10 protein-coding genes are annotated in these 13,950 nt (G+C 41.5%); 4 read left to right on the plus strand and 6 right to left on the minus strand.

The genetic code is table 11. The annotated features are described in order from the left end of the window. Window positions 1-483 precede the first annotated feature (483 nt). A complete protein-coding gene (locus tag AN214_RS15810) occupies window positions 484-2,268 on the plus strand; it encodes a hypothetical protein (protein WP_152960786.1) in 1,785 nt (594 codons plus the stop codon). Here AN214_RS15810 and AN214_RS15815 read toward each other — a convergent pair. The 6 genes from AN214_RS15815 to dapB all read right to left on the minus strand — a co-directional run bounded on the left by AN214_RS15815 (window position 2,265) and on the right by dapB (window position 10,182). Then, on the minus strand, window positions 2,265-2,957 hold the full coding sequence (locus AN214_RS15815; RefSeq protein WP_054980611.1) for a potassium channel family protein: 693 nt from the start codon (window positions 2,955-2,957) through the stop codon (window positions 2,265-2,267). The genes AN214_RS15810 and AN214_RS15815 overlap by 4 nt on opposite strands. Window positions 2,958-3,010: 53 nt before the next feature. After that, entirely contained in the window at window positions 3,011-4,126 is a 1,116-nt protein-coding gene (locus tag AN214_RS15820; protein WP_054980612.1) for a tetratricopeptide repeat protein, read from the minus strand. An 89-nt stretch (window positions 4,127-4,215) separates the two neighbouring features. Beyond that, window positions 4,216-4,692, minus strand: coding sequence for a transcription elongation factor GreA (gene greA / locus AN214_RS15825; RefSeq protein WP_010558849.1), 477 nt, complete (start codon window positions 4,690-4,692; stop codon window positions 4,216-4,218). A gap of 105 nt (window positions 4,693-4,797) precedes the next feature. Then, entirely contained in the window at window positions 4,798-8,016 is a 3,219-nt protein-coding gene (carB, locus tag AN214_RS15830; RefSeq protein WP_054980613.1) for a carbamoyl-phosphate synthase large subunit, read from the minus strand. A 17-nt stretch (window positions 8,017-8,033) separates the two neighbouring features. Further along, window positions 8,034-9,164, minus strand: coding sequence for a glutamine-hydrolyzing carbamoyl-phosphate synthase small subunit (gene carA / locus AN214_RS15835; protein WP_054980614.1), 1,131 nt, complete (start codon window positions 9,162-9,164; stop codon window positions 8,034-8,036). 217 nt (window positions 9,165-9,381) lie between these two features. Then, a complete protein-coding gene (gene dapB, locus AN214_RS15840) occupies window positions 9,382-10,182 on the minus strand; it encodes a 4-hydroxy-tetrahydrodipicolinate reductase (RefSeq protein WP_054980615.1) in 801 nt (266 codons plus the stop codon). 339 nt (window positions 10,183-10,521) lie between these two features. Between dapB and AN214_RS15845 the strand changes: the two genes are divergently transcribed. The 3 genes from AN214_RS15845 (at window position 10,522) to AN214_RS15855 (ending at window position 13,825) form a co-directional block, all read left to right on the plus strand. Beyond that, on the plus strand, window positions 10,522-11,838 hold the full coding sequence (locus AN214_RS15845; RefSeq protein WP_054980616.1) for a Na+/H+ antiporter NhaC family protein: 1,317 nt from the start codon (window positions 10,522-10,524) through the stop codon (window positions 11,836-11,838). A gap of 182 nt (window positions 11,839-12,020) precedes the next feature. Then, entirely contained in the window at window positions 12,021-12,338 is a 318-nt protein-coding gene (locus tag AN214_RS15850) for a hypothetical protein (protein ID WP_054980617.1), read from the plus strand. A 197-nt stretch (window positions 12,339-12,535) separates the two neighbouring features. Then, window positions 12,536-13,825 carry a hypothetical protein gene (locus tag AN214_RS15855; RefSeq protein ID WP_054980618.1) on the plus strand — a complete coding sequence of 430 codons (1,290 nt, stop codon included), beginning with the start codon at window positions 12,536-12,538 and terminating at the stop codon, window positions 13,823-13,825. The last annotated feature ends 125 nt before the right edge of the window (window positions 13,826-13,950 follow it).

Here is a 13,950-nt window from a genome sequence, read left to right on the forward strand (position 1 = left end):
AAATTCTTGTGGATATTTATTTCTCATAACACCTTCCATCTTACTTCATTTTCAAAATAAAAGATGTCTAGTTGCTTAGGGGAAGATCATTGGTTTGTTTAGCTAATTTCAGAACCAATATCTTGCTTTACTTATGAAAGCTTAAATTTATTGAATACTTATGCATGTACTTAAAACTTAAAATTTCAAGATCGTTAAAATGTTCATTTTTGCAATTCTAAAATAGATAAGCGGCAAATCTTATCCTTCTAGCATCTACAGTAATATAGGCTTATTATTTGTCTATTTGCTGAGTGATGTTTTTCAATAAAGCACTAAAGCGTGTTACTCCCATTTAGAACGCTCAACAGCTCATAACAGTTTAAATAATAAAAATATTCCTTATACTGTCAGTAAAGATGCTGTCCTCTAGGTGATACTAACAGTTGTACTTGGAAACACAGCACCCGTCAGACTGCAAATTAACTATTTATGGAAGAGAATGTGGTAAAAAAGTACAGCGTAATAACCTTAATTATTGTGCTACTTGGCGCACTTATATGGTTTGCCAACTTTTATTCACTGCCTACACCAGAAATTGATCACGCTTTACCTAACACACAGATTACCGATGAAATAATACTGAAGCAGGTAAAGACCACCCCCGACAAAACACAGACACAAACAAAAACAAAAACCGCGATAGCGGAAGATTCAGCTAAAAATAGTTATTGCAAAGACCAAACACGTTACATCGCGAAATTTGAGCGTGACAAAATAGGTTATTTAAGTGCGCTTGCTGTCGCTTGGAAACTACAAGGGCAAAATCCACAAACTATAATTAATGCACTTGAAACCACAGTATCAAAAGACGCCGCACAGCGCTTTAAGCGCGACTTAAAACTGGTCTCATCGTTTAACGAAAGTAATCAGAGTAAAAGCCAACAATACCTCAATGAGTTAACTTTTAATGATTACGCAAAAAATAAACACCGTTTACATTTTTTAAAATGGCGTCAGCACGCAATTAAAAACGACTTTATAGAAAGCTATCGCGAACAAGCAGAACGTTACCCTGATATTGCAGCCGATATACTGCAACAAGCATTTTTACAAGCAATTAATATTGATAACCCCAAACCTGATTTTGATCAATTGCTGTTACTTTACGATAGTTACTACTCACTTAACCCTGTTCCAAACAAGCTGATTACGTCACCTCAGCTATCTTATTTGCTAAGCGGGTTAACGCCCGATGTTGCCAATAAAGTGCTATCTCGTTTATTGCTGATTGAACAATTAGACAGTGAAGAAACAAAGTCCATTGTGCTAGCGCGTATTGGCGGTATTAATAAGCAGTTCGCCCAAATAATCAAAGGTGCAACAGTTAGCGCAAAACCAATTATTGAAAGTGATGAATTAAAAAGCCGTATCGCAAATATTACCGAAAAAGAAAAACTGAGTCTTCGTGAACAAAATGTTTGTCAGCTTTACGATGTCGCCGAAATCGACAGCCAAATAAACGTTACTTATGTGGATGCATCGACCCTTGATTACGACCACCCGAGTTGCGACCGTTTGCTGTCAGAACAAGCTAAAGAGATTGGCATGCTGGCGTTATTTTCTGAATTATCTGCTCAGTTTTTAGCGGCGGGTATCGACCTTAGTAATCTAAATAATGCTGAGCAGGTAAAACGAGCAGATCTTACTTTGATCCATGAATACCTTGCTAAAAAACCTGAGTTTGAGCGTGAACTTGCGTATTTATTAATTTACTCAAGGCCGATGCATAGTCAACGTGTCGCAATCATTGATGCGCTAGTCACGCAAGGGCTTTATCCGAAAGATGCCAATGCCGTTGCAGTAATTCAGCGCCTTAGCAGCGAAGATGCACTGCGTATGCTTGATCGCATGGGCAATATCGATAAGCCAAATCAACGCGGTGAAAGTGTGGTGTATAACCTGATGTTTATCAATCCAAGTCTAACCGTCGAATTAATAAATCGTGGTTACGCGCAGCAACACAGCGAACGCCATCCAGATCCGCTACTGAAAATGTTACATTTTTTAAAAGAAAACCGAGCATCAGATCAATGGATTAGCGTTGTCGATGCGCTTATTAACAACGGTGCAAAACTAAAAGCGCGCCACCTAGACGAAATGTACCGCATTAAGCTGACCATACCGGAAATTTACCAAAAGTTAATAGAGTTACACCCCGAATTGGCCGCTGAAAAAGCAAGTTCACTCAAAGTAATACAATGTCAGGGCGTAAGCGACGCACACTAAGCGTCATTATCGTGTTTTTTTGTCATCGAAAGGTGATTTTGATGCATTATATTTAGTCGTGAGCCAACTAAACTGGCAACTAATATTGTCAGGTATAACTGCCCTACCACTGCTTCAAAATACACAAACACCCTAGAAATTGGAATATTAGGAGCAATATCGCCAAAACCTAGCGTGGTTAACGTAACAAACGAGAAATAAATAAACTCTGGAAATAACACGAACCACTTGATGGTCGAGGGTACGTTATTAAAAGCTGGCATAAAGTTAATATGAATAAGGCTATAAATAATCGCCCAAATAATACCCATCATAAAGTAGAGGCAAATTGCGCCAAGAATTTTGTTACCGTCTACAACGCCTGAAAACAGCACCTGCTTTGCCGTTTTAATTGCGGTAAAGGTAAAGAAAACAAGCATTAAGCCCAATGTGACATTATCGCCCATCACACTATCAATAAACAAAGTCAGCCAAGAAAATGCGATAATTACAAACGGAAACAAAATCTTATATTTAAATACCTGATTGCTTGAATCTACGCCCCACACCGAAATCAACAAGGTGAACATGGTGCACGATTGCATCATATGTTGCATTTTACTGCTAAAAAATTGGTGACATAGCGCTGTACCAAACAATAGCAGAGTTAAGGCGATGGTTAGATAAAGAAAGTTATCTCGTTGGCTCATACTAATTCCTTTGAGCGTTGATACAATAAACGGTATATGCGCGCGTTGTTTAACTAGGATTTTGTTGCAAAATTAAAGTCACTGGCGACACGAATATAAGGCATCGCAATATTATATGTTTGCACTAACTGCTGAGCGCGTTTTTTAGCCGCGGCATATGTCTCAAAATCAAAGTTAATTGCGTAATAAAAACCCGCCATTTTAACAACCTTACAATCAAGCTGTTGCGCCACTCTTAATGCGTTTTTACGTTCAGCATATTTACCAAACTGTAAAACAAACCCACTTAAATTTTGACTTGGTTGTGGTGGCTCAAAGGTGAACACATCGTGCGAACGAGTGCTGGTTTGATGTACTCCGGCAGTTTGCTTGCTGTGCTCGCTAATAAGGAACATTTCCGCTTGAGGCACACCTTGCTTAAGGGCCATTAGCGCGTATTCATGGGCTTTGTTTTTATCTTGCGCTAGATATTCACCATTAAAGTGTAACGACGCCAAGTTATGCGCTGCAAAACCATTGCCTTGTTTGGCAGCACTTTGGTAATAACCAATACTTGCTTGTGGCTCAGTTTTAAAAATCAGTGTGGCATAAATAAATTGCGCTTTATCATATCCTGCATCAGCAGATTCTTTGATAAGTGCTAAACCCCGTGCTTGCTCTTTAGAAACGCCTTCGCCTTTCAAATAAAGCGCGCCTAATTCTAATTTGGCTTTATTATCGCCCTGTTTAACAGCCGCACTTAACCACTCAGCTGCTTTATCCGGTTGATAAACAACACTCGTCTCATTGCTATAGCGACTCGCCAATTTACGCTGCGCATTAACCGAGCCATTACGCGCTGCTTTTAAATAATAATCAAACGCCTGGCGTTTACGCTTTTCAACATCAACGCCAACAACTTTTCCAAGTTCAAACGTAAGGGCTAAATTAAACGTTGCCTCGGCGTGACCTTGTTCATCGGCAAGGGTTAAGTATTCGAATGCTTTTTGTTTATTTTTAACAACCCCGTGTCCTTTAGCGTACAAGGTTGCCAAGATAAAATTTGCTTCTGCGTTGTCATCTTCTGCCAATTCAGCGCATTTATAGCGCGCATTGATATAATCCGCATCGTTAAACGCACTAGTGCATTCATTATCAAATTGTGGCGTGTACTGGGCTTTAACAGCCATAAATGGCGTTAAAAGTAACAAGCAAAACAGGAAATGTATTTTCATAATGCAAAAACAAAAAAGCTCGGCAATAACCGAGCTTTTATAAGTTAGATGTATTCTACTTCTGTGATTTCGTACTCAACCGCACCATTTGGGGTTTTGATTGTTACTGCATCATCAATTTCTTTACCGATTAGACCACGGGCAATTGGTGAGTTAAATGAAATCAGATTATTTTTAATGTCTGCCTCATCATCACCTACGATGCGGTACGTTGTTTCTTCGTCGGTATCAACATTAACGATAGTAACGGTTGCACCGAAAATCACTTTGCCGTTATTTTGCATTTTAGTAACGTCAATGATTTGAACCGTTGATAGTTTTGCTTCAATCTCTTGAATACGGCCTTCACAAAAACCTTGCTCCTCACGCGCTGCGTGGTATTCAGCATTTTCTTTTAAGTCACCGTGTTCACGCGCTTCTGCAATATCAGCGACAATTTTAGGACGGCGTACCGTTTTTAATTCATTTAACTCGTCACGCAGTAATTGTTCACCACGTACTGTCATTGGTGTTTGTTGCATTATTCTTCCTAGAACTCTTTCACAATAAAAGCCCGGATTAACCGGGCTTTTTGTCATTTCTACTTTAATTGCCTTAGTCTATATCAAAAAATATAGACGGGGCAATTAATTTACACGCTTGTGTAACTCTTGTACCGACGATACCGTTGAACGGTCATCCGCAGAGTTTGCTTTACAGTTAGCAAACGCAGCGTTAAGCGTTGTTGTGTAGTTTACTTTACCTTGCAGTGCACCACGACGAAGAACTTTCGAATCTTCAATCGCTTGACGACCTTCAGTGGTGTTTACAATGTAGCTGTACTCGCCATTCTTGATACGGTCAAGAATATGAGGACGACCTTCGTAAACCTTGTTTACACGACGTGATTCAATGCCAGCTTCTTCAAGTGCTTTTGCTGTGCCGCCAGTTGCGTCAAGTTCAAAGCCTAAATCACGCATGGTACGCGCAAGTTCAACAATACGCTTTTTATCGCTGTTACGAACAGAAAGTAGCGCACGACCACCACGTGGCATTACGTTACCCGCACCAAGCTGTGCTTTAGCAAATGCGTCAGCGAACGTATCACCCACACCCATAACTTCACCTGTTGAGCGCATTTCAGGACCACGCATTGGGTCAACGCCAGGGAATTTAGCGAACGGAAGTACCACTTCTTTTACACTGTAGTAAGGAGGAATGATTTCTTTCGTTACGCCTTGGCTTGCAAGAGACTGACCCGCCATACAACGTGCAGCTACTTTAGCAAGTGCAACACCCGTTGCTTTAGACACGAAAGGAACAGTACGTGCAGCACGCGGGTTAACTTCGATTAAGTATACTTCACCATCTTTCACTGCGAACTGCGTATTCATTAAACCAACAACGCCAAGCTCTAATGCCATACGTGTTACTTGGTCACGCATGCGGTCTTGGATTTCAGGGCTTAATGAGTAAGCTGGTAGTGAACAAGCTGAGTCACCTGAGTGAACACCTGCTTGCTCGATGTGCTCCATGATACCACCGATGATCACTTGTTCACCGTCACAGATTGCATCTACGTCGATTTCAATTGCGTCATCTAGGAAACGGTCAAGTAGAACTGGCGCTTCGTTTGAAGCTTGCACCGCTTCAGTCATGTAACGGCGTAAGTCGTCTTCGTCGTATACGATTTCCATCGCACGACCACCCAGTACATATGAAGGACGTACAACCAGTGGGAAACCGATTTCAGCAGATTTAGCTACCGCTTCTTCTAATGAAGTCACTGTCGCGTTTTCAGGTTGAAGAAGATCTAAACGCTCAACCATTTGTTGGAAGCGCTCACGGTCTTCTGCACGGTCGATTGCATCTGGCGAAGTACCAATGATTGGCACACCGTTCGCTTCAAGTTCACGCGCAAGCTTAAGTGGTGTTTGACCACCGTACTGCACGATTACGCCTTTTGGCTTTTCAACACGTACGATTTCTAATACGTCTTCTAGCGTGATTGGCTCGAAGAATAAACGGTCTGATGTGTCGTAGTCGGTAGAAACTGTCTCTGGGTTACAGTTAACCATAATCGTTTCATAACCGTCTTCACGCATTGCAAGGGCTGCGTGTACACAACAGTAATCGAATTCAATACCTTGACCGATACGGTTGGGGCCACCGCCGATAACCATAATTTTGTCTTTGTCAGACGGGTTCGCTTCACACTCTTCATCATACGATGAATACATGTATGCTGTGTCTGAGCTAAATTCTGCCGCACAAGTATCTACGCGCTTGTATACTGGTAGTACTTCTAGCGTGTGGCGCTTTTTACGTACTTCAGCTTCGCTAACACCAAGTAGTTCAGCAATACGTGCATCCGCAAAACCTTTGCGCTTTAAGCGACGTAAGAAGTCTTTGTTAAGGCCAGCCATGCCGCCTTCAACGATTTTTGCTTCATCTTTGATGATGTCTTCGATTTGTACTAAGTACCAGCGGTCAATCTTAGTCAGCTCAAACACATCTTCAACGCTCATACCGTGACGCATTGCATCTGCAACATACCAAATACGCTCGGCACCTGGTTCACGTAATTCGCGAACGATTTTTTCATTCGCGTTAGGATCGTCTAGCGCTACAACTGGGTTGAAACCCGTTGCGCCTACTTCTAGGCCGCGAAGAGCTTTGTGTAGTGATTCTTGTTGGTTACGGCCAATTGCCATTACTTCACCAACAGACTTCATCTGTGTTGTTAGACGGTCGTTAGAACCTGCAAATTTTTCGAAGTTGAAACGCGGGATCTTAGTAACAACATAGTCGATTGACGGCTCGAACGATGCAGGTGTTTCGCCACCCGTAATGTCGTTTTGAAGCTCGTCAAGCGTGTAACCTACAGCTAATTTTGCAGCGATTTTCGCAATTGGGAAACCTGTTGCTTTTGATGCAAGTGCCGATGAACGCGATACACGAGGGTTCATTTCGATGATAACCATACGGCCATCAGCAGGGTTAACACCAAACTGTACGTTTGAACCACCTGTTTCAACACCGATTTCACGAAGAACCGCCATCGATGCGTTACGCATTAGCTGGTATTCTTTATCAGTGAGCGTTTGTGCTGGCGCTACCGTGATTGAGTCACCTGTGTGAACACCCATAGGGTCGAAGTTCTCGATTGAACATACGATGATACAGTTGTCGTTTTTGTCACGAACAACTTCCATCTCGTACTCTTTCCAACCTAGTAAGCTTTCATCGATTAAAAGTTCGCTTGTAGGTGAAAGGTCAAGACCACGAGTACAGATTTCTTCGAACTCTTCCATGTTGTAAGCAACACCACCACCAGTACCACCCATAGTGAAAGAAGGACGAATAATACATGGGAAGCCGATACGCGTTAACGTGTCACGTGCTTCATCCATTGTGTGTGCGATTTCTGCACGAGGACACTCAAGGCCAATCGCCTTCATTGCCGCATCAAAACGCTCACGGTTTTCTGCTTTGTCGATAGCATCGGCTGTTGCACCGATTAGCTCAACGCCGTGCTTAGCAAGTACGCCGTGCTTGTCTAAATCGAGTGCACAGTTAAGCGCAGTTTGGCCACCCATTGTAGGCAGTACTGCATCTGGCTTTTCTTTTTCGATGATGCGCTCAACCACTTCCCAGTGAATTGGCTCGATGTAAGTTGCATCTGCCATTTCTGGGTCAGTCATGATAGTAGCAGGGTTAGAGTTTACTAAGATTACGCGGTAACCTTCTTCTCTTAGTGCTTTACACGCCTGTGCGCCTGAATAATCGAATTCACATGCCTGACCGATAACAATCGGGCCTGCACCTAAAATTAAAATACTTTTTATGTCATTACGTTTTGGCATTTTAGTCTCAGTCCTAATTATTTACGTTCTTGCATTAAGTCGATGAAATGGTCAAATAACGGTGCCGCATCGTGAGGACCTGGGCTTGCTTCAGGGTGACCTTGGAAGCTAAACGCTGGCTTATCAGTGCGGTGAATACCTTGTAATGTGCCGTCGAATAATGAAACGTGCGTTGCACGTAAATTTTCAGGAAGTGTCTCTTGATCCGCTGCGAAACCGTGGTTTTGCGCAGTGATCATAACCACATCGCGGTCTAGGTCTTTAACCGGGTGGTTACCACCATGGTGACCAAATTTCATTTTTACTGTCTGAGCACCTGACGCAAGAGCAAGTAACTGGTGACCTAAACAAATACCAAAGATTGGCGTGTCTGTTTCAAGGAAAGTTTTAATTGCTTCAATTGCATAAGTACACGGCGCTGGGTCACCTGGGCCATTTGATAAGAAGATGCCATCTGGGTTAAGTGCAAGTACATCAGCTGCAGGGGTTTGTGCTGGTACTACCGTTAATTTACAACCGCGGTCAACGAGCATACGTAAAATATTACGTTTTACACCGAAGTCATATGCCACAACGTGGAATTTTGCATCTTCATCGCTTAGAGTTTTAAACCCTTCGCCTAACGTCCAACTTGTTTCGTTCCAAGTGTACTGTTCTTTTGTACACACTACTTTAGCAAGGTCCATACCTTTAAGGCCTGGGAATGCTTTCGCCGCTTCAAGCGCTTTCGCTTCATCAACATCACCTGCGATGATACAGCCGTTTTGTGCGCCTTTGTCACGTAAAATACGAGTTAACTTACGCGTATCAATATCAGCAATACCTAGGATGTTGCGTGATTTAAGATACTCATCTAATGATTGCTCATTACGGAAGTTGCTTGCAAGCAGCGGAAGGTCGCGAATAACTAGGCCTTTAGCCCAAATTTTTGAAGCTTCTTCATCTTCGCTGTTGGTACCTGTGTTACCGATATGCGGGTAAGTTAAAGTAACAATTTGTTCAGCGTAAGATGGATCAGTTAAAATTTCTTGATATCCAGTCATTGAAGTATTAAAAACTACTTCACCAACTGAGATACCCTCAGCACCAATGGCAGTACCGCGAAATACCGTGCCGTCTTCAAGGACTAACAGAGCGGATTTAGACAAGTTGACCTCCTAACAGTAAAAAACGGGCAAAATTTGCGTAAAATTCAACCCGTTCAATCGACCTAACGCCCTAGAGAAAGCGCTAGATTATAAAATTTTGGCAAATTCCAAGTATTTTAGATGAAATCTGAATAAAGGTCTAATAAAAAATCAGAAAAAATTAAAAATAACGTGTTTAACAGAAAATTTACTTTAACCTGCCAAAAATTTCAGTTATCTACCTAAAACCAAGCACATCTTGCATGGTATAAAGTCCAACTGGTTTATTATGTAACCAAGCCGCAGCCCTTACAGCGCCTTTAGCAAAGGTCATTCGAGAGCTTGCTTTGTGAGTAAGTTCGAGTCTTTCGCCGTCAGCCGCAAAATAAGCCGTATGTTCACCAACTATATCGCCGCCACGCATCACAGAATAGCCAATTTCTTTTTGACTTTTCGCCTGCTCATCTTTTGAGCGGTCAAAAACAGCAACTTCATCGTGTTGCCAGCCTTTTGCCTCAGCAATGGCTTCACCAATCATTAATGCCGTGCCAGACGGCGCATCAATTTTATGTTTGTGGTGTAGTTCGAAGATTTCGATATCAATATCGTCTGCCAACGTTTTTGCCGCAGTTTCAACCAGGTTCTCAAGTAAATTGATTCCTACTGAATAATTGCGAGAAAAAACAATAGGGATTGATTTTGCAGCAGATTCAAGCTCCGTCATATCATCCGCGGTTAAACCAGTCGTGCCAATCACCATTGGAATGTTATGTGCCACCGCGTAGGCTAAGTGTTTTTTCATGCCTACAGGTAGTGTGAAATCAATAATTACGTCAGTGTCAGCGTTTACACTCATTTCATCACTAAAGGTAACTGTGCTGTCGCCTTGGTTAATAAAATGCTTAACGGCTTGTCCAAGTAATTCATTGTTAGCGCGCACTGCTGCACATACTAATTCTGTTGACTCATTGTTGATGCTTGCTTCACAAAGTGCGCGGCCCATTCGGCCATTCGCCCCAAACACTGCGATGTTTGTCATAACTCTCTCTATTTTTGTTCGGTTAAATGCGTTAAACCTGACGCTTTCATAATTTCGGATAAAGTTTGTTTGATATTATCCATTAAAGAAAGCCGACCTTAGCATTTTTTAGCGGTTAATTTTATTCCTTTGCCAATGATAACAAGTTCAATTTGACAAAACATCTAGACATCTATACATTCGTACATCCATTTCTATTCACTCTATTTTTTTACCAATATCGCTTAAAACTTGCGCTCACGCACAAAACATGGAACAAATAGAACTGAATAAGAAGAAGAAATTTCAGTTATTGCCGGTTGTTAGCAATAACTTACAAAGTTTCCGTTTGAGGTTTTTATGGATACGCACATTAACAAAACCGCAGCAAAACTCTCGTTGCTGCCGTTACTTACATTTGTCGGCCTATTTTTAGGGGCGGGTTTATATTTGCAGTCGCAAGGCGTTGATTATGCGTTTTATCAATTGCCAGCGCCCGTAGCGATTTTACCTGCAATTTTACTGGCATTTTTACTAAATAAAAAAACCATTAACGAATCGGTAGACACCTTTATAAAGGGTGCGGGCCACAACAATATCATCACTATGTGTTTGATTTATCTGCTTGCTGGTGCGTTTTCAACGGTCGCAGGCGCGACTGGTGGTGTTGATGCTGTGGTAAACGCAGGCCTTGATTTAGTACCTCCTGCGTTTTTATTGCCAGGCTTATTTTTAATCTCAGCAGTGGTATCAACGGCAATGGGTACATCAATGGGTACCATAGGCGCAATTGGCCCTATTGCCTATGCACTCTCAGTCAAAACGGGACTTGATCCTGCGCTTGTTGCCGGTACCGTGGTGTCAGGTGCAATGTTTGGCGACAACTTATCAATTATTTCAGACACCACGATTGCCGCTACGCGCACGCAAGGCTGTGAAATGAAAGATAAATTCCGCGAAAATTTAAAAATAGCGTTACCTGCGGCAGCGTTAACGGTATTGCTGTTAGCATTTTTAACGCCTGAACCTGAAATCATTGATGTGAAGGATTACGACTTATTATTAGTATTACCTTATGCATTTATTTTGGTACTTGCGGTCGCTGGCTTGAATGTGTTTGTCGTGCTGTTTAGTGGCATTGTGTTTGCCGGATTAATGGGCTTTACTGGTGACTATCAAGGTGGTCAATTTGTTAAAGACATTTACGAAGGCTTTAAAGGCATGCAAGAAATTTTCTTGTTGTCGATGTTTATTGGCGGCCTGTCTGAGTTTATTCGTGTAAATGGTGGCCTTGATTACATCGCCCACAAAATTCAAAAAGGCACTGCTGTGATTGCTAAATGGAATCGTAAAGTAGCCGACCAGTTTGGTATTGCTGCGTTAGTACTTACTTCTAATTTATGTATTGCAAACAACACAGTATCAATTATAGTCGCAGGCCCAATTGCGAAAAAGCTTGCTGAAGACGGCAATATTCCGGCTAAACGCTCAGCAAGTTTGCTCGATATTTTCGCCTGTGTAATGCAAGGCAGTTTGCCATACGGTGCACAAGCACTATTACTTGGCGCAACTTTCCATATTACGCCTTGGGATGTTGCAACTAGCTCTTACTATTGCTTTATTTTAGCCTTTGTTGCGCTGGCAATAATTGCTTTATACAAGCGCAACGAAGCCTAGTTTCGCTTTTACAATTTCCGTGTTTGGCGCTCAAATGAGCGCCTTTTTTCTTTAAGAATCTATGTTAAACTCAAAGAGCACTAAAGGTAATGTGCTTATTTAAAAGGATTTAACTAATGCGATTATTCGTTATTTTTTCATTTATCACTTTTCTGGTTAGCTGTTCATCTGCATCTTTCAAGATGTCAACAAATGCTAACGAAGCCATTTTGTCATCTATTTCACGAAGTGCTGCAACAAATCATGTTCTTGATTTAAGTTATCAAAAGCTTCACCAATATAACTTTGTTGCGTTGGGTATGATTGAATCAATAGGCTGTAGCACTGATTACAATAATTTTTTACCTTCTGATTCACAAATGCGAGAACAATTAGCAATTGAAACTGCGCAAAATGGCGGGAATGCTATGATTTTCAACCATTGCCGTTCAGCAACAAGTTATGGTGATTGTAAAAAAGCAAAAGTTTGCAAAGCTGAAAGTTTTCGTGTTGAGCTATAAATCGCTCGCAACATGCATCTCTAATACTTGCAAATTTGAAAGGAATTACCCAGCAACTTTCTTTATCTAATCGTTGAACATAATTTTTACGTCTTTTTAGTATTTCTCATCCTTGATAAATACAAATAAGCCTTGCAATCAGTTCTTATGGTATAACATAATAAATAAGATACAATATAACATTACAAGGACAAAAAATGATACGTAAAGCGCTTGCAAGTGCTATTTTGGTTTCCCTACTGAGCGCCTGCGGTTCAGACAAGCACACCGTAATTGACAATACTCCGGTTGTAGATCAACCTTCTGAGCCTCATCCAGAACTTGAATTACCTGCGGGTCGCTTAGCGATTAACTCTCTCGATTCAAATCAAGTTAGTATTTATGATTTAACCGGCAATCAAATCATTGATACATTTTCTGTTACTAACACCGTATCTGCACTTTATGCCAGCCCTAATGGTCGCTACGCGGTAGCGATTCAGCGTAACGATAATCTAGTTGAATTTATTGATGGCGGTATTTATTTAGAAGAACACGGCGATCATCATGATCTGCATGAAGATGCCCCATCTGCTAACTCATTTGAATTACTCGACGTAAAACCAACCCACTATGTGCCTGTTGGCGAGCAAGCTCTGGTATTTTTTGACGGTGATAAAGACGCATCTGCAGATGCCGGGTTTGCAATTATTTCTGACGAAAGTATTGCTGAAAGCCGCATTGTTGCTGAACACCATTATGAGACCTATCAACACGGTACAGGCCAAATTCGTGACGGCTTCGTACTTGCCACTATTCGTGATGTAAACAGTGAAACATCGTTACCTGAAACAATCGGTTTATTTGAAGTACATAACGATCACTTCCATCAAGAACAAACATTTGAAGATACTTGCCCTGCACTTCATGGCAGTTTCCAAACTGAAGACTACATCGCGTTTGCCTGTAGTGATGGTGTGGTGAAAATTAAACAAGAGGGTGAGCTATTTACGTCTAGCAAAATCGCCAATCCAGCAGACTTACCAGCTGGCGTTCGTATTGGTTCGTTTATAGGCAGCAAAGAAAACAACACGATTATCGGTTTATCTCGCGGAGGCGTGTTTGCTGTTGATTTAACAACAGATGAGATTAGCCCATTCCAATGGCAAGCTGAAGGTATTACCAGCTACCTAGCTTACGGTGTTAGCGGTGATGAAGAATCAATCATTGTATTAGATGAAGCTGGCTATATTAACGTGTATAACCAAGAATCGCAGTGGCAAAGTGTCGCTCGTTTCGCCGCGATTACTGAACTAGATGCAGAAAAAAGCGCTAAGCTTATTGCGAATAAAGCAAATAATCACGTTTACCTAGCGTACGGCAATACCGTATATCAAATTGATATTGAGCAGCAAACAGTCGCTGAAATTACAACGTTTGAAGATGGCATTGGCAACCTAACTTGGTTAGGTGCGTTTGAAGAAGAAGAACACGAACACGACCACTAATAAGCGCACATTTTATCTTTAAGTAAAAATACGCTTATCGGTTTAACGCTTTCACTTTGGTTTCCCATTAAAGTGATCTTAATGCCGGCAAGGCTACATTGCCGGCATTTTTTTATCTTTCTTAA

The organism is Pseudoalteromonas sp. P1-9, from assembly GCF_001399975.1.
GTDB lineage: Bacteria > Pseudomonadota > Gammaproteobacteria > Enterobacterales > Alteromonadaceae > Pseudoalteromonas.